The organism is Streptomyces sp. NPDC048639, assembly GCF_043199075.1.
GTDB lineage: Bacteria > Actinomycetota > Actinomycetes > Streptomycetales > Streptomycetaceae > Streptomyces.
Genome location: NZ_JBICVP010000002.1, coordinates 179358 through 194353, shown reverse-complemented (window position 1 = coordinate 194353; position 14996 = coordinate 179358). Strand labels below are relative to the sequence as shown.

Sequence of the window (14996 nt, the reverse complement as noted above, 5' to 3'; positions counted from 1 at the left end):
GGAGGCGCTGACCTTGACCGAGTACCCCCACCTGCTGAGCCCGCTCGACCTCGGCTTCATGACCCTGCCCAACCGCGTGCTCATGGGGTCGATGCACATAGGTCTGGAGGAGGTCCCCCAGGGCTTCGAGCGGATGGCCGAGTTCTACGCCACCCGCGCCCGCGGCGGCGTCGGCCTCATCGTCACCGGAGGCATCGCCCCCAATCCCGAGGGGCGCCCCTTCGAGGGCGGGGCGATGCTGACCGACGAGGCAGAGGCGGAGGAGCACCGCAAGGTGACCGCGGCCGTCCACGCCGAGGGCGGCAGGATCGCGCTGCAGATTCTCCACTTCGGCCGGTACGCCTACCACGCCGACCTGGTGGCGCCCAGCGCCCTCCAGGCCCCCATCAGTCCCTTCACGCCCCGCGCTCTGAGCGACGAGGACGTGGAGCGGACCATCGAGGACTTCGTACGGGCCGCGGAGCTGGCGAAGTCCGCGGGCTACGACGGCGTCGAGGTCATGGGCTCCGAGGGCTACTTGATCAACGAGTTCATCGCCGCGGCCACCAACCACCGGGACGACCGCTGGGGCGGTTCGTACGCCAACAGGATCCGCTTCCCGGTCGAGATCGTCCGCCGCGTCCGCGAGCGCGTCGGCCCGGACTTCATCCTCATCTACCGGCTGTCGATGCTCGACCTCGTGCCGGGGGGATCGTCCCTGGACGAAGTGATCACCCTGGCCCGGGAGATCGAGGCGGCCGGCGCCACGATCATCAACACCGGCATCGGGTGGCACGAGGCACGCATCCCGACCATCGCGACATCGGTGCCGCGGGGTGCCTTCACCTGGGTCACCAAGAAGCTGATGGGCTCCGTCGGCATCCCCCTGGTGACGACCAACCGCATCAACACCCCTGAGCTGGCAGAACAGTTGCTCGCCGAGGGGCACGCGGACATGATCTCCCTGGCCCGCCCGTTCCTGGCCGACCCCGACTTCGTCGCCAAGGCCTCGCGCGGAGCCTCCGACACCATCAACACCTGCATCGGCTGCAATCAGGCGTGCCTCGACCACACCTTCAGCGGCAAGATCACCTCATGTCTGGTCAACCCCCGGGCCTGCCACGAGACCGAACTCGTCCTGTCCCCCACCCGCAGGGTCAAGCACATCGGCGTGGTCGGGGCGGGACCGGCCGGCCTGGCCTGTGCCGTCTCCGCCGCCGAGCGGGGGCACCAGGTGACGCTGTTCGACGCGGACAGCGCCATCGGCGGGCAGCTCAACCTGGCGCGCAGGGTTCCGGGCAAGGAGGAGTTCGACGAAACGCTGCGCTACTACCGGCGCCGCCTGGAGGACTTGGGAGTCGACGTCCGGCTCGGCGCCACCGCCACTGCCGAGGACCTGATCGCGTACGGCTTCGACGACATCGTCCTCGCGACCGGCGTCACCCCGCGGATCCCCGAAATCCCCGGAATCGGCCACCGCAGCGTGGTGAGCTACCTCGATGTGCTGCGCGACGACGCGAAGGTGGGGGAGCGCGTCGCCATCCTGGGAGCCGGAGGCATCGGATTCGACGTCGCGGAGTTCCTCACCGACGAGGGCCACGACGGCGGTCTCACGGCGGAGTCGTTCTTCGAGCAATGGGGCGTCGACACCGAGTACCGTACGCCGGGTGCCCTGCAGCAGCCTCGCCGTACGAAGCCGTCGCGGACCGTGCATCTGCTCCAGCGCAAGACCACCAAGGTCGGCGCGGGACTGGGCAAGACCACCGGCTGGATCCATCGCGCCGAACTCCGCCACCGCGGCGTGACGACGGTGGCCGGGGCGACGTACCACGAAGTCGACGAGGAGGGCCTGCACGTGACGATCGACGGGGAACGCCGCGTCCTGGACGTGGACACGGTCGTGGTGTGCACCGGACAGGAGCCCCGCCGCGACCTGTACGAGGATCTGCGCGCCAGGGGCCGCGAAGCCCACATCATCGGCGGCGCGGACGTCGCGGCGGAACTCGACGCGAAGCGCGCCATCCTTCAGGGCACGGAACTGGCGGCCTCGCTCTGAACGCCGCGCGGGCCGAAAGCGGCGGCGGCATCGCCGTACGCCCGGTCCGGCGCGAGGAGTTGGGCGCCGTGGCCGGGCTCCGGTGGCAGTGGGTGCGGGAGATCGGAGGAACTCCCGCCACCATGCGCGAGGAGTTCGTACGGCACTTCGCGATCTGGGCGGAGGAGAACGCGGCCTCGCACCGCTGCCTGGTCGCGGTCCGCGACGCCGCCGTCATCGGCATGGGCTGGCTGGCGGTGACCAGCCGCGTACCGAGCCCGCGCGCCCTGGAACGCGCCTCGGGTGACGTGCAGTGCGTGTACGTGGTGCCGGAGGAGCGGAACACCGGCCTCGGCGCCGTCCTCATCGACGCACTCCTGGAGTGCGCCCGGGAGTCGGGGCTGGAACGCGTCACGGTCCACTCCAGCACCCGGGCCGTTCCCGCGTACGCCCGCAGCGGATTCGCGCAGTCACCGCGGCTGTTGCAGACCGACCTGGCCACCTCGCCTTCCTGAAGGCCCGCCGTGTACGGGCTCTCTGAGGCGGCGACAGGCAACCCCGCGACAGGCAGCCCCGGACCACCACGATCGCTGACCTGACGCGCCGTCATCCCGAAAGCCGGTCGGCCCGTCGGTCCGTCATTCCGCCGGACCGGGGGACGACCCGTTCCCCGGCCGTGCGGGTCCCGATGACGACGGTGGCGCTCAGGTCCTCACAGCGACTCACGCGCGGGGCCAGTCCGTTGCGGGAGAACGATGTGACGGTCCCGGCCACCTGCCGCTCGCTCGTCTCGACGAGCAGATGGCCGCCCGGCGCCAGCCACGCGCGCGCCTCGGCCGTGACCCGCCGCTGAACGTCGAGCCCGTCCGCGCCACCGTCCAGCGCCACCCGCGGCTCGTGCAGCCGCGCCTCCGGCGGCAGCAGCCCGAACTCGTCGGTCGGGACGTACGGGGCGTTGGCGACCAGCACATCGACCCGGCCCCGCAGCCGCTCCGGCAGCGGATCGCAGAGGTCTCCCTCGTACACCTCCGCCCCCGCGCCGAGGTTCCGGCGGGCACAGTGCACCGCCGCGGGCTCGATGTCGGCGGCGTGCCACTCCACCCGGTCGCCGTCCACCGCCGCCCGCAGCGCGGCTGCCACCGCACCGGACCCGCAGCACAGGTCGACGACCACCGCGCGCCGCCGTGGTCCGAGCGCCTCGCGCAGCAGTGCAACGGCCTGCCCGACCAGGAACTCGGTCCGGCGGCGCGGTACGAACACACCGGGCTCCACGGCGATCCGCAGACCGCAGAACTCCGCCCAGCCGAGCACCTGTTCCAGCGGGACCCCCGCGGCGCGCCGCTCCACCATGGCGGCGAGTTCGACGGGCGTACGGGCGGTGGAGAGGATGAGCCGCGCCTCGTCCTCCGCGAAGACGCAGCCGGCGGTGCGGAGCCGGGAGACGACGGCGGAAGGGGAGGAGAACAGCGACGGGAGAGACGGGGAAACCGACATGAGAGCCTTCCGGGTTACCGAAGGGCGCCCTCACGGCCACCTAGACGAGGTGAGCCGTACGGCTGAGAGGTGAGAGCACCCGGCCAACGGCAGCGGTGATCGGTCCCACCTCCTCGGAAGTTCCTGCTGGGGCCCGCAATCGTACCCGACAGGGCGCGGCTGCGCCGGTCCACCTGGCCGATCGTCACCCCGGCCGCACCCGCGGTCACCGGACCCAGCAGGATGGTCCGGCACCCGAGGAGAGGGATGAGCCGATGCGCGTGATGACGTGGAATGTGTGGGGGCGGTTCGGCCCGTGGAAGGAACGACAGCCGGCCCTCCTCGGCACGTTGCGCGACACACGGGCCGACATCATCGGTCTGCAGGAGGTCTGGGCCCGCGGCGAGGACAACCAGGCGTCGTGGCTCGCCGGGCAACTCGGCATGCACTGGACCTGGGCCCCTTCCGAAGCGCCGGAGCGGTGGCGGGACCGCCTCGGGGATCCGGAGGTCGACATCGGCAATGCCGTGCTGAGCAGATGGCCGATCATGGACCGTGCCGCGCTGCGACTCCCGGCGGACGGGAACCGGGACGACGGGCGCGCTGCCCTGTACGCGCTGGTCGACGCGCCGGCGCACCCGGTCCCGTTCTTCACCACGCATCTGACCTCCGCGATCCATGCCTCGGCACTGCGCTGCCGGCAGGTCGCGGCACTGGCCCGGTTCGTCGCCGACCACCGGGGCGGGACGCCGTTCCCGCCGGTGGTCACCGGAGACTTCAACGCCTGGCCGGACTCCGACGAGATCCGGCAGTTCGGCGGGTACAAGACCGCTCCCGCCGTCCCCGGCCACATCCTCCTGGACGCCTGGGAGTACGCCGACCCCGCGGCGCCGTCTGCCACGTGGAGCGCGGCCAACCCGTTCGTCGCGGCGAGCTTCAGCCCCAGTGTGCGCATCGACTACATACACGTCGGGCTGCCCGGCCCGGACGGGACCGGCCGAGTCACGTCCGTACGGCGCGCGGGGGACCGGGCGGTCGACGGCGTGTGGCCCTCGGATCACGCCGCGGTCGTCGCGGAACTGGCGGCAGGACCGCCCAAGGCCCCCTGACGCCCGGGCGGTTCCTGGCTGCGATCCAGCAGCAGTCGAAGGCTGTGCTACTCATGGGCGGTGACGGCTTCCGAGAAAGAACGCCGGCAGGGAGGGCTTATCGCCGTGCGGGTCAGGCGCCGACGGACTCCCGTACGGCATCGATGAGACGGTCGGCCCGTTCGTCGCCCGGACCGCCCATCAGATTGGCGGTGTAGGCGAATCCGATGCCGAACGCGTCGTCGCCGAAGGCGATCTGGCCGCCGGCGCCCTCGTTCGCGAAACTGCGCGGGCCGAGCAGCCGCCGGGAGGGGCAGTCGAGCACGAACCCCGTGCCCCAGCGCGCGCCCAGGTCCGGCAGGCCCGACCACGAGGGTCCGCCCGACTGCGGAGCCACCGCGTCGGTGACGGTTTCCGCGGTGAGCAGGCGGTCCGAACCGTCGACCCCCGTGGCGGCCGCGGCGTAGAGCGTGGCCAGGCCGCGTGCCGTGGACACGGCGCCGGCGCCCGGGAATTCGGCCCCCAGCAGCGCGTACGCGTTCCAGCCGTGCGGATCGTCGACACCCGGGAAGACCAGCACGCCGTTCATCGTCACCGACCGTACGAGCAGCGAGTCGGCGTCCGGCATCGCGGCGCGCTCCTCACCCTCGGCGATCCGGGCCAGCCGCGGGAACTCCTCCTCGGGCACGCCGAGCCAGGTGTGCAGCCCGAGTTCGTCGGCGACGGCCTCGCGGAAGAGGCCCCCGGGCGTGGAGCCGGTGATCCGCCGGATCACCTCGCCGACGATGAAGCCGAAGGCGTGCGCGTGGTATTCGTACGCGGTTCCGGGCTCCCACAGGGGCTTCTGCTTCTCCAGGGCGCGGACGACCGGATCCCACGCCGTCAGCTCGCTCATGCTCAGCGCCGCCTCGACATGGGGGACTCCGGCGGTGTTCGCCAGCACCATGCGAGTGGTGACGGTCTCCTTGCCTCGCTGCCCGAATTCCGGCCAGTACACGGCCACAGGGGCGTCGAGGTCGAGACGTCCATGCTGCGCGAGGAGGAGCGCACAGACGCTCACGACGACCTTGCTGCAGGAGAAGACCGGAAGCGCGGTGTCCCGCTCCCAAGGGCGGCCCGTGCGGCGGTCGGCGGTGCCGCCCCACAGATCGACGACCTTGCGTCCGTCCACGAACACGGCCAGGGCCGCGCCCAGTTCACCGCCTTCGGCGAAGTTCCGGGCGAACGCGTCTGCGACGTTCGCGAAGCCCTCGTCGGCCCATCCGTGGTGCTGCACCGTTCTCTCCCCCTGTCAGGTGCACGGCCCCCCCGGTCAGGCCGTCGGCCGGGTCACGATAAGTGGCGCGTCCGAGCGGGGGCGAGTGAATTTCGCCTTCGAGCGGGTGCGATGGCAGGGGAGCGCGCGGCTCAGGACAGGTCCGGGAGAGCCAGCCACTCGTCCCAGGACAGGTCGCGGCCGAGGTAACGCGGCCGCTCGAACGGCCAGTCCTCGGCGATCCACCGGGGGACGAGCGCGTCGAGTGCCTGCTCCAGCTCCGAGCCGACCCGGTCGTCGACCACCCACCAGGCGATCTCCGCATCGGCGCCGGGCTTCTCGGGCGGGTCGATGTAGACACAGCCGAGCAGCGCGGACTCCGCGGCGTCGAACAGCGCGTAGTTGAAGGACTGATGAGCGGCGATCTCGACCGCGTGCCGCTCCAGATCCTCACGGTCCTGCTCGTACGTCATATGGGCGGGAGGCCAGCCCCACGCCTTGCCGTAGAGGGACCACAGCCGTTCTCGCGAGCCCATCACGGCCGGGTAGTCAAGGTCGACATCGGCGCCGGCGATGGGGCGCAGATGGTGGCCGCCGGGGACGTCGACGCGGACGGGGTGGACGAAGTCAGCAGGCAGCCAGGTCATGGCCGGAGGCTAGTCGAGGGCCCGGCGGACGCGCACCGGAATTGATTCCGCTCGGGGTCCGGTGCCCGAAGCCCGCCCGGAGTCCGGTGCGAAGCTGTTGTGGCGGGGCCCCGGTGGCTTCAGGGTGCCGACCCTGAAGCCCTGGACCCGCCGCCCACTCCGGGGTCTCCCTTCGCCGGCCTCCCGGTCTTCCGACGTCGGCCTCCCGGTCTTCCGACGTCGGGTCAACCGCGCCGGGCCTTCAGGCGCTGCGGCGCGGACCGTGCCGCACCCACACATTGGGCTCGACGTAGACCGCGTAGTCGTGCTCCATGTGGCAGCGCACGGGGAGGAGGGCGCCCGGCACCTCGACGTCCCCGTCGCGGTCGAAGGGCAGCCCGGTCCACTCCCGCCACTGGGCCAGTGACCCGCTGACGGCCATCGACGCCGGGGCGACCTTCTCGACGGTCCCCCCGGCTCTGACGTGGACGCGCAGCCAGGGATCGGTGGGCAGGCCGTCGTCGCGCACCCGGCGGACGTAGTCGCTCATGGGCACATGCGGCTCCAGGTGCTTGGCGGTCGGGCGGACGGGTGCGAGCAGGGTGTCGTACCCCTGCCGCGCCGAGGCGTCCTTGAGCGCGGACAGCATGCGGGGCGACAGCCCGCGACCGAGGTACGCGGAGTCAAGCGTGATCTCGAGCGCGCTGGTCACCGTCGGGGCACGCCGCTGCTGCCGGTCGGCGAACGCCCACGTCAGCACGGTGTCCCACCCCCGGTCCGGGGTCTCCTCGCGGTCGGGCGGATCCGTGCGGAAAGGCACGCTGAGCCCCTTCGCGACGACGCGGTCGCCGTCGGTCGCCACCACGCAGAACTCCGGGAATTCCTCGGGGACCCGGTGCAGCAGTGAGCCGGCGACCGGGTCCTGTGAGATGAACCGGGGCCAGGTCTCGGTCATCTCATGGAGACGGGCGGCCAGTGCCGGACGCTCGGCGAGCGCGGTGATCTCGATGCTGTCGATGGCTGTCACGCTGCGGACCCTGCCATCGCCTCCCGGGCGGCGCGACCGATTAATGCGGTCGCGGCTGTGGGGCGTGTCGCGCTACACAGGCGTCATGGTGGACAGCCTGTTCTCCGACCCGGATCTCGTCGCCCACTACGACGCGCTGTGCGCGGGGCGGGACGACCTCGACTTCTATCTGCCCATGGTCATGTCCGCAGGGTCCGTGCTCGATGTCGGCTGCGGCACGGGTGTGCTGCTGCACCGCGCCCGCGAGGCCGGCCACACCGGGTGGCTCTGCGGGCTGGACCCGGCCGCCGCGATGCTCGACCGGGCTCGCCGCCGTACCGACAACGACTGGGTGCTCGGCGACCTCGGCTCGGTGGCATGGAACCGCGCGTTCGACCTGGTCGTGATGACCGGCAATGCCTTCCAAGTGCTCGTCGGGGACGACGAACTGCGCGCCGCACTCGCCGCGATCCGCTCGGCGCTCACCGACGACGGCCGTTTCGCCTTCGAGACACGCAACCCGCAGGCCAGGGAGTGGGAGAGCTGGACCCCGGACGACGTGTTCGAGGTGCCCGACGGCGCGGGCGGTGTGATGCGCTACTGGCGCGAGGTCTCGACTCCCGTGGAAGGGGACGTCGTCAGCTTCTCGCACACCTTCACCGGCCCCCGGTGGGACATGCCGCGCAGAAGCCGCAGCACGCTGAGATTCCTGTGCGCCGAGGCGCTGTTGTCGTTCCTGACCGAGGCCGGTCTCGAGATCGAGGAGCAGTACGGGGACTGGCGCGGCGGACCGCTGACCGATGCGAGCCTGGAGATCATCACGATCGCCCGGAAAGCATCTCGGTGTTGAGGAGAATTCCATACCACAAGGGCGGAGATCGCAGAGCGCGCATGCCCGCCGCCGCACGACGGTATTCCTTTGCGCGACCGTGAAGTGGGTCTCCCGCCGTGACCGATTGAGGTGCGCCCGGGAGGGCACCCGAAACCGGCGACAGACCAATGCGCCGTACAGCGCCGGACGGTGTGTACGGCACCGAGGGAAGGAGCCTCCGAACATGGGCATGGTGCGTGAGTCCGTAGAGGTCGAGGTCCCCGTGCAGATCGCCTACAACCAGTGGACGCAGTTCGAGGAGTTCCCGAACTTCATGGAAAGCGTCGAGCGCGTCACCCAGGTCGACGCGAGCCACAATCGCTGGACGACGAAAATCGCCGGTGTACAGCGGGAGTTCGACACGGAGATCATCGATCAGCTCCCCGACGAACGCATCGCCTGGCGCACGACGAGCGGTGATGTCAAACAGCGCGGACTGGTCACCTTCCAGCCCCTGGACGACACCCGCACGCGCGTCGATCTGGTGATGGACGTGGAGCCGGCCGGTATCACGGACAAGGCCGGGGACATGCTCGGCGTGCTGGACCGGCGTACGAAGGGCGATATGAAGCGGTTCAAGGAATTCATCGAGCACCGCGGAGCCGAGTCCGGAGGCTGGCGGGGCCGCATTTCTCCGGGCTGAGCCACGGCGGAGCGACATACCCGCTGTACCCAGGGGCCGGGCCGAACAACGGCCCGGCCCCTGGGACATGACGGCCAGTCATGACGAGAAACACATGGGGCGAAACAAAGGCCACAGGAAACAGGTGCTCGTGAAATCCGCGAGGGCACGAGGGTGGGGGGATGGGTCCCCAGCGCCCAGCCGCTGGGGACCCATCCCCCCACCCTCGTGCGATATTGACGCGTCGGACTCGCATACGCGTCATGGGCCGGCGCGGAGAGGCCGGCCGTCATCGCAGGAACGTCCCGTCATCGCAGGAACGTCAGCGCTTCACCGCATCCCTGAGCTTCAGCACCGCCTCGCGAAGGTCGCCCTTGCTGCGCTCCGTACGACCATCGGCCTCGGTGCGCTTGTGGCCGGAGAAGCGGCCCGCAATTTCCTTGGCCATTCCCCTGGCCTGCTCGAGCTTCGCCTTGTTCTTGTCCGTCGAGCTCATGGACGCTCCTCACCCTGGAGATCTTCGGTCTTCCTTCGGCTATCCGCCCATTCCCCGCCCAAACCCGTTGTCCCGCATATCGCTTGAGCCGTCGCGGCCGGCGCACCGCGGGCGTGCCGGCCGGGTCCGGGGGTATCCGTTCGGGCAGCACGCGGGCGCCCGCCTGCGGGGGAGGGAGAGGGAAGCGCGATGAGCGTCGCCAAGACATGTGTTCTCGTTCTCGACTGCGCCGAGCCGGAAGCGCTGGCAGAGTTCTACGCCCGCCTGCTGAACGCCGAGACCCGGCGCGGGACGGACCCCGACTACGTCGAGATTGTCGGTCACGAAGGCGTGCGCCTTGCCATCCGACGCGACCACGGACTGACACCGCCGAGCTGGCCCCGCCCCGAGGACTCTCAGCAGTCGCACCTCCAAGTCCTCGTGTCGCAGGACGACATGGACGAGGCGGAGCGCGAGGCGATCGGCCTCGGTGCGACCCCCGTGGAAGCCAAGGACAACATGGGGCCGCGCGACATACGCGTCTACTCCGACCCTGCGGGCCATTCCTTCACGCTGGTGGCGGGCGAGGGGCGGCTGGCGGAGTAGTAGCGCGCGCGGAGGGGCCGCGGTCGACAGGTTCGGCGGGACGCTGGGGCGGCGCGCGGCGCCCCGAAGCGGAAGGGGCTGATGGGCCACCGAGGGGTGGCCCATCAGCGGACCACTCTCATGTGGTTGACGTGTCAATCGTACCGTGCCTATCGTGCGACTCGGTCACACACTCCCCGCACCGGCCCGGGGCGGGGCGGCCGCTGCACGGGAGGCGCCATGAACGAACCGACACCGCCGGGGAAGGCGTACCGGGGCGAGGGCGTCACCGTCCACTACGACGCCGGCCGGTGCGTGCACTTCGCGGAATGCGTACGCGGTCTGCCCGAGGTGTTCGACCCCCGCCGCCGACCGTGGATCCTCGCGGCGCACGCACCGGCCGCGCGCGTGGCCGAGGTGGTACGGCGCTGCCCTTCCGGGGCACTCCACTACGTGCTGGACGACGGCCCGGCCGAGCGGCCCGAGACGCCGACAGCCGTACGGGCCGCCGAAGAGGGCCCGCTCCTGGTCCGTGGGGATCTGCGCATACAAGGGCGTGGCGATGAGTTCGGCGAGACCCGTGCGGCGCTGTGCGCCTGCGGGGCGGGCGCCAACGAGCCCTTCTGCGACCGCAACGGAACCTGTTTCGACCGGCCGGGAGCCGCGTAGCCCACCCGTCACCGGTTGCTCCGCGGGCTGTGTCACCTCACTCCGCGGGCTGTGTCACCTCATTCCGCGCGCTGCGCGAACCTCACTCCGCGCGCTGCGTCACCGGTGCACTCGTCTCGTCGCCCAGAAACTCGTACCAGCGCCGTTGCAGGCATGGGTAGAGCGTGTCCGCCTCGACCAGGTCGAGGAAGGACACCACCGTCGCCGTGAGCCGCTCCCGAAGCCCGGCCTCGGTCAACTCGCCGTTCTCCGCAAAGGCTTGATGCGCCTTGGCCAGGCTGAACATGTCCGGGTAGACGCGGGCTCCCAGGTGTTCCAGCGGTACGCGCAGTGCCCACAGCCCGCGGTTGCCGCCCACCATCGACGGTGACGCGGAGACGAGCAGCGCCTGCTTGTCCTTGAAGGGCTGGGGTCGCAGTCGCGACACCCAGTCGATGGCGTTCTTCACCACCCCCGGTACGGAGGCGTTGTACTCGGGCGATGCGATGACGACGCCCTGGGCCGCCTCGATGCGGTCGCGCAACGCCACGGCGCCGTCGGGCGGGCCGTCCGCGGTCTCGGCGTCGCCGTCGTAGGGCGGCATCGCGAAGTCGCGGAGGTGGGCGAGCTCGGCCGTGGCGCCGGTCGTGTCGACGATTCCGGCGACGACAGCGGCCAGACGCGCGTTCACCGAACCGGTCCGCTGCGACCCGGACAGGACGAAGACGCGCAGCGCTTGCCGGTCGGCGTGGAAGGGTGCGCCGCCGGTGCCGTCCGGTGCATCGGGTACGCGGGGGAGTCCCGTCATGATCCGCCCTTTCTCGTGGTGGTCTCGTGGCCTCGTACGGTGCCTGTGTCGCACGCATCGGACCGGCGCGGTGCCGGGCCGGACAGCGCGAACTCGCACCAGAGTTGTTTCCCTCCCGTGCGGGCCTCCTGCCCCCACCGGTCGGAGAGTGCTTCGACGAGCAGCAGCCCGCGCCCGTGCTCGTACTCGTCGTCCTCGGGGCGGCCGTCCCGGCGGGCGGGGAAGGGGGAGTCGTCGGAGACCTCGACGCGGAGAACGGCGTAGGGGCGCCGTCCGGTGAGCGGGTGGCTGCCGGCGTACGGGGACAGGGAGAGCACGAGCTCGATCCGGCCGTTGCCGTGGGCGACGGCGTTGGTGATGAGTTCGCTGGTGAGCAGACGCAGCGTGTCCGCGATGTCGCCGGGGGTGCACCACTCGTCCAGCACGGCATCGATGAGGCGCCGGGCGGAGCGCGGTGCGGTGGCGGTCCGGGGCAGCCGGAACCGGGCTCTGCGGCGCACGGCCTGGGTGCATGTGGGGGAGGCGTTCATGGTGGTGCCGATCGGAGGGGGCATGGGCTCCACTGTGGGCGAAATGTCCACTACGGGCACGGTAGCACTTTAGGTTGACGTGTCAACCGACCTGATGATGCTCCCCTTGGGGCGACCGGACGGCACCCGATCTCTCGCCGTGGGGCGGCGCTCACCCGCAGGAGTCAGCGGCGGCCCTGCCGGGCGGCCGGGGCGCTCTCCCCGCTCTCGAAGACCTCGTTCCAGCGCAGCGTCAGGCGGTACCGCCGATCGGCTTCGACCGCGTCGAGAAAGCCCCCGACCATCCCCGCCAGGCGCTCATACCGCCCGGGGTCGGCGAGGTCGCCCGCGTCCGTGAAGCCCTCGTGCGCATGGGCAAGACTGAACATGTCCGGGTGCACGCGCGCGCCCAGCGACTCCAGCGGAACGCGCAGTGCCCACAGTCCCCGATTGCCGCCGACCGCCGAGGGCGACGCCGATACGAGCAGAGCGTGCTTGTCCCGGAACGGCTGCGGGCGGGATCGGGACACCCAGTCGATCGCGTTCTTCACCGCGCCCGCCATCGACGCGTTGTACTCCGGGGACGCGATGACGAACCCCTGGGCGGCCTCGATGCGGTCGCGCAGCGCCACCACGCCCCGCGGCTGGCCCCGTTGGGCCTCCGAGTCGCCGTCGTACGGCGGGATGTCGAAGTCGCGAAGCCCGGCCGACTCGGACGTGGCGCCGGTGCGGTCGACGAGTCGGGCGACCACGGCGGCCAGGCGCGAGTTGACCGAGCCGGCCCGCTGCGATCCGGACAGCACGAACACGCGCAGGGAGTCGGCGTGGGAGCTGATGGCCATACTGCTGAACCTTTCGTGGAATGCGGAAGGAGGGTCTGGAGAAGGGGAGTTGAACGCAGGGGCGCATCGCGCACCGCGGATCGCCCACGTGTACAGGCCTGCTGAAGCGGTGTCATGTGCCGTGGAGCGACGGCTCCTTGGGCGCTGGGACCCATGCTGCGGCAGACCGGGGAGCGGTGGGCCTCCGCGAACTGCCCGCTCCGCGTGCCCTACGGGGCTCCCGGCTCACCGATGAGGCTCGAGCGGGGTAGCGTCGATCGAGCAGAACGCGCGGTGCCGCGGCGCCGCGCCCCGTTCGGCGTCGCCCCCGGGACTCGTCGGCCCCTTCGTCCCCTCCGCCGCGTCACCCGTGACCGCCTCGGACCCCGGTGGGTTGCGGACCAGTGCCCAGGACAGAAGCCCGCCGACCGCGAGCACCGCAGCGGTCAGCAGCACCGCGACACGGAACGCCGCGTCGAATGCGGTCTGTTGCCGGTAGTCCTCCGCGGACAGACCGGTGGCGAGCGGCAGCACCGCCACCGCGACGAGACCCGCCGTCCTCGCGACCGCGTTGTTGACGCCCGACGCCAGCCCGGAGATGTGCGTCGGTACGGCGGCCAGGACCGCCGCCGTCAGCGGCGCGACGGTGATGGTCAGTCCGAGGCCGAACACCGCCATCGCCGGGAGGACATCGGTGGTGTACGAGGCGCCCGGCCCGACCCGCAGCAGGAGCAGGGCGCCACCCGCGCTCACCAGCGGCCCCACGGTCATCGGCGCCCTGGGCCCGATCCGTCGTGCGAGCGCGCCCGAACCGGGCGAGCCCAGCAGCATGATCGCCGTCACCGGGAGCAGCGCGGCGCCCGCGGCCAAGGGCGAGAATCCGGCGACCACTTGCAGGTCCAGCACGAGGATGAAGAAGATTCCGCCGAGCGCCGCGTAGACGGCGAAGGTCACGACGTTGGCCGCGCTGAACTGCCGGGAGGAGAAGATGCCGAGAGGCATCATCGGGCTGCGGCTGAACCGTTCCGTCGCGATGAAGGCCGCCAGCCCCGCCGCGCCGGCCCCCGCGCTCACCCACACGCCCGCGGACGCCCCGTTCTCCGCGGCGGCGATCAGCGCGTACGTCACGCCGGCCAGGCCCAGGGCGCCGAGCAGTGCCCCCGCGATGTCGGGGCGGGGAGGGGCGTCGGGGTCGGAGCTCTCCGGTACGCGGAGCAGTGCCACCGTGATCGTGGCGAGCGCAACCGGCAGATTGATGAGGAAGATCCAGCGCCAGCCGACGCTTTCGACGAGATAGCCGCCGAGGAACGGCCCGACCGCGGCGACAACGCCGCCCAGTCCCGACCAGGCGCCGATGGCGCGGCCCCGGTCGTCCGGATGGAACGTCGCCGCGATGATCGCAAGGCTGGACGGGGTCAACAGGGCCCCGCCGACGCCCTGCAGGGCGCGTGCCAGTACCAGCAGTGTCGCGTCCGGGGAGATCGCGCACAGCAGGGAAGCCAGGGCGAAGAACGCGGCTCCCAGCACGAACACGCGCCGGTGGCCGTACCGGTCGCCCAGTGAGCCGCCGAGGAGGATGAACGCCGCGAGGGTCAGTGTGTACGCGTTGACCGTCCACTGCAGCCCCGCCACGTCCACGTGGAGGTCGCTGCCCAGGGCGGGCAGCGCGATATTGACCACGGTCGCGTCCAGCATGGCCATACCGGATCCGAGGACCGTCGCCAGCAGGGCCCAGCGGCCGCGCGGTTCCCCGAGTCGTAGGCCGCCCGCGGTCGGTGGCTGCCCCGCGGGCGCCGTAGGTGCGTCGTGCTGTTGTGGGGGCTGGTTCATGGTGTCTTCCGGGTCAGTCGGCGAGCCGGCCGCGGTGGGCGGGGTCCACGATCTCTGCGTACTGGGGGTTCCTGCGGATGTAGTCCGCGATGAACGGGCACAGCGGAGTCGCCGTCAGCCCTCGCTCGCGTACGTCGTCGAGCGCGGCGCCAGCGAGCGCGCGAGCCAGCCCTCGCCCCTGGAACGCGGGGTCGATCTCGGTGTGGGTGAAGACGATGCGGCCGTTCCTGGCGCGGTACTCCGCGAAGCCCGCCAGATCCGCTCCCACCCGGACTTCGTAGCGCGCCTTGTCGGCGTTCTCGGTCACCTCTGCGGACGGTCCGGCCCCGGTCATGGGCGCCTCCTCGGGCCGGCGCGGGGGATTG

Annotated in this window: 17 protein-coding genes; 7 read left to right on the top strand and 10 right to left on the bottom strand. The window is 71.3% G+C overall.

Translation table 11 applies throughout. The features are described from left to right. The first annotated feature begins 13 nt into the window (after positions 1 to 13). Both ACGFNH_RS05215 and ACGFNH_RS05210 read left to right on the top strand, forming a co-directional pair. Complete coding sequence (locus ACGFNH_RS05215; RefSeq protein ID WP_393651665.1) at positions 14 to 2035, top strand: FAD-dependent oxidoreductase; 2022 nt, start codon at positions 14 to 16, stop codon at positions 2033 to 2035. 68 nt (positions 2036 to 2103) lie between these two features. Then, positions 2104 to 2529: a GNAT family N-acetyltransferase gene (locus tag ACGFNH_RS05210; protein ID WP_393651664.1), complete on the top strand. Its 426-nt coding sequence runs from the start codon at positions 2104 to 2106 to the stop codon at positions 2527 to 2529. A 91-nt stretch (positions 2530 to 2620) separates the two neighbouring features. Here the strand turns inward: ACGFNH_RS05210 and ACGFNH_RS05205 are convergent, their stop codons facing one another. Beyond that, positions 2621 to 3508 carry a putative protein N(5)-glutamine methyltransferase gene (locus ACGFNH_RS05205; RefSeq protein ID WP_393651663.1) on the bottom strand — a complete coding sequence of 296 codons (888 nt, stop codon included), beginning with the start codon at positions 3506 to 3508 and terminating at the stop codon, positions 2621 to 2623. A gap of 254 nt (positions 3509 to 3762) precedes the next feature. Here ACGFNH_RS05205 and ACGFNH_RS05200 point away from each other — a divergent pair, with 254 nt between their 5' ends. Then, entirely contained in the window at positions 3763 to 4596 is an 834-nt protein-coding gene (locus ACGFNH_RS05200) for an endonuclease/exonuclease/phosphatase family protein (RefSeq protein ID WP_393651662.1), read from the top strand. A 112-nt stretch (positions 4597 to 4708) separates the two neighbouring features. Here ACGFNH_RS05200 and ACGFNH_RS05195 read toward each other — a convergent pair whose 3' ends face one another. From ACGFNH_RS05195 to ACGFNH_RS05185, 3 genes are all read right to left on the bottom strand, one after another. Then, positions 4709 to 5851 (bottom strand): serine hydrolase domain-containing protein, encoded by a 1143-nt coding sequence (locus ACGFNH_RS05195; protein ID WP_393651661.1) that lies wholly within the window; start codon positions 5849 to 5851, stop codon positions 4709 to 4711. 131 nt (positions 5852 to 5982) lie between these two features. Continuing rightward, positions 5983 to 6477: a GNAT family N-acetyltransferase gene (locus tag ACGFNH_RS05190; RefSeq protein WP_393651660.1), complete on the bottom strand. Its 495-nt coding sequence runs from the start codon at positions 6475 to 6477 to the stop codon at positions 5983 to 5985. A gap of 241 nt (positions 6478 to 6718) precedes the next feature. Then, the gene (locus ACGFNH_RS05185) at positions 6719 to 7411 is read right to left on the bottom strand and encodes an N-acetyltransferase (RefSeq protein ID WP_393652217.1); all 693 of its coding nucleotides are present in this window, start codon (positions 7409 to 7411) and stop codon (positions 6719 to 6721) included. 157 nt (positions 7412 to 7568) lie between these two features. On the opposite strand from ACGFNH_RS05185, the gene ACGFNH_RS05180 reads away from it, so the two are divergent. Both ACGFNH_RS05180 and ACGFNH_RS05175 read left to right on the top strand, forming a co-directional pair. Further along, positions 7569 to 8312: a class I SAM-dependent DNA methyltransferase gene (locus ACGFNH_RS05180; protein WP_393651659.1), complete on the top strand. Its 744-nt coding sequence runs from the start codon at positions 7569 to 7571 to the stop codon at positions 8310 to 8312. A gap of 205 nt (positions 8313 to 8517) precedes the next feature. Further along, positions 8518 to 8976 (top strand): SRPBCC family protein, encoded by a 459-nt coding sequence (locus tag ACGFNH_RS05175; RefSeq protein WP_393651658.1) that lies wholly within the window; start codon positions 8518 to 8520, stop codon positions 8974 to 8976. Between the two features lie 301 nt (positions 8977 to 9277). Here the strand turns inward: ACGFNH_RS05175 and ACGFNH_RS05170 are convergent, their stop codons facing one another. Further along, positions 9278 to 9451, bottom strand: a complete 174-nt coding sequence (locus tag ACGFNH_RS05170) for a CsbD family protein (protein WP_393651657.1) — start codon at positions 9449 to 9451, stop codon at positions 9278 to 9280. 189 nt (positions 9452 to 9640) lie between these two features. On the opposite strand from ACGFNH_RS05170, the gene ACGFNH_RS05165 reads away from it, so the two are divergent. Together ACGFNH_RS05165 and ACGFNH_RS05160 are read left to right on the top strand one after the other, a co-directional pair. Beyond that, on the top strand, positions 9641 to 10036 hold the full coding sequence (locus ACGFNH_RS05165; protein WP_393651656.1) for a VOC family protein: 396 nt from the start codon (positions 9641 to 9643) through the stop codon (positions 10034 to 10036). 219 nt (positions 10037 to 10255) lie between these two features. Further along, the gene (locus tag ACGFNH_RS05160; RefSeq protein ID WP_393651655.1) at positions 10256 to 10684 is read left to right on the top strand and encodes a (4Fe-4S)-binding protein; all 429 of its coding nucleotides are present in this window, start codon (positions 10256 to 10258) and stop codon (positions 10682 to 10684) included. 82 nt (positions 10685 to 10766) lie between these two features. Here ACGFNH_RS05160 and ACGFNH_RS05155 read toward each other — a convergent pair whose 3' ends face one another. The 5 genes from ACGFNH_RS05155 to ACGFNH_RS05135 form a co-directional block, all read right to left on the bottom strand. Continuing rightward, on the bottom strand, positions 10767 to 11471 hold the full coding sequence (locus ACGFNH_RS05155) for an NADPH-dependent FMN reductase (protein ID WP_393651654.1): 705 nt from the start codon (positions 11469 to 11471) through the stop codon (positions 10767 to 10769). Then, a complete protein-coding gene (locus ACGFNH_RS05150) occupies positions 11468 to 12025 on the bottom strand; it encodes an ATP-binding protein (RefSeq protein ID WP_393651653.1) in 558 nt (185 codons plus the stop codon). The genes ACGFNH_RS05155 and ACGFNH_RS05150 overlap by 4 nt, the downstream gene beginning before the upstream one ends. Positions 12026 to 12165: 140 nt before the next feature. Continuing rightward, positions 12166 to 12822 carry an NADPH-dependent FMN reductase gene (locus ACGFNH_RS05145; protein ID WP_393651652.1) on the bottom strand — a complete coding sequence of 219 codons (657 nt, stop codon included), beginning with the start codon at positions 12820 to 12822 and terminating at the stop codon, positions 12166 to 12168. Between the two features lie 225 nt (positions 12823 to 13047). Next, complete coding sequence (locus ACGFNH_RS05140; protein WP_393651651.1) at positions 13048 to 14631, bottom strand: MFS transporter; 1584 nt, start codon at positions 14629 to 14631, stop codon at positions 13048 to 13050. A gap of 13 nt (positions 14632 to 14644) precedes the next feature. Then, on the bottom strand, positions 14645 to 14965 hold the full coding sequence (locus ACGFNH_RS05135; protein WP_393651650.1) for a GNAT family N-acetyltransferase: 321 nt from the start codon (positions 14963 to 14965) through the stop codon (positions 14645 to 14647). Positions 14966 to 14996: the final 31 nt, after the last annotated feature.

Excerpts from the sequence above, each read along its gene's own strand:
- ACGFNH_RS05205 (WP_393651663.1), bottom strand. The coding sequence starts at position 3,508 with ATGTCGGTTTCCCCGTCTCTCCCGTCGCTGTTCTCCTCCCCTTCCGCC.
- ACGFNH_RS05200 (WP_393651662.1), top strand. The coding sequence starts at position 3,763 with ATGCGCGTGATGACGTGGAATGTGTGGGGGCGGTTCGGCCCGTGGAAG.
- ACGFNH_RS05190 (WP_393651660.1), bottom strand. The coding sequence starts at position 6,477 with ATGACCTGGCTGCCTGCTGACTTCGTCCACCCCGTCCGCGTCGACGTC.
- ACGFNH_RS05185 (WP_393652217.1), bottom strand. The coding sequence starts at position 7,411 with ATGACCGAGACCTGGCCCCGGTTCATCTCACAGGACCCGGTCGCCGGC.
- ACGFNH_RS05180 (WP_393651659.1), top strand. The coding sequence starts at position 7,569 with ATGGTGGACAGCCTGTTCTCCGACCCGGATCTCGTCGCCCACTACGAC.
- ACGFNH_RS05175 (WP_393651658.1), top strand. The coding sequence starts at position 8,518 with ATGGGCATGGTGCGTGAGTCCGTAGAGGTCGAGGTCCCCGTGCAGATC.
- ACGFNH_RS05170 (WP_393651657.1), bottom strand. The coding sequence starts at position 9,451 with ATGAGCTCGACGGACAAGAACAAGGCGAAGCTCGAGCAGGCCAGGGGA.
- ACGFNH_RS05165 (WP_393651656.1), top strand. The coding sequence starts at position 9,641 with ATGAGCGTCGCCAAGACATGTGTTCTCGTTCTCGACTGCGCCGAGCCG.
- ACGFNH_RS05160 (WP_393651655.1), top strand. The coding sequence starts at position 10,256 with ATGAACGAACCGACACCGCCGGGGAAGGCGTACCGGGGCGAGGGCGTC.
- ACGFNH_RS05155 (WP_393651654.1), bottom strand. The coding sequence starts at position 11,471 with ATGACGGGACTCCCCCGCGTACCCGATGCACCGGACGGCACCGGCGGC.
- ACGFNH_RS05150 (WP_393651653.1), bottom strand. The coding sequence starts at position 12,025 with ATGCCCCCTCCGATCGGCACCACCATGAACGCCTCCCCCACATGCACC.
- ACGFNH_RS05145 (WP_393651652.1), bottom strand. The coding sequence starts at position 12,822 with ATGGCCATCAGCTCCCACGCCGACTCCCTGCGCGTGTTCGTGCTGTCC.
- ACGFNH_RS05140 (WP_393651651.1), bottom strand. The coding sequence starts at position 14,631 with ATGAACCAGCCCCCACAACAGCACGACGCACCTACGGCGCCCGCGGGG.
- ACGFNH_RS05135 (WP_393651650.1), bottom strand. The coding sequence starts at position 14,965 with ATGACCGGGGCCGGACCGTCCGCAGAGGTGACCGAGAACGCCGACAAG.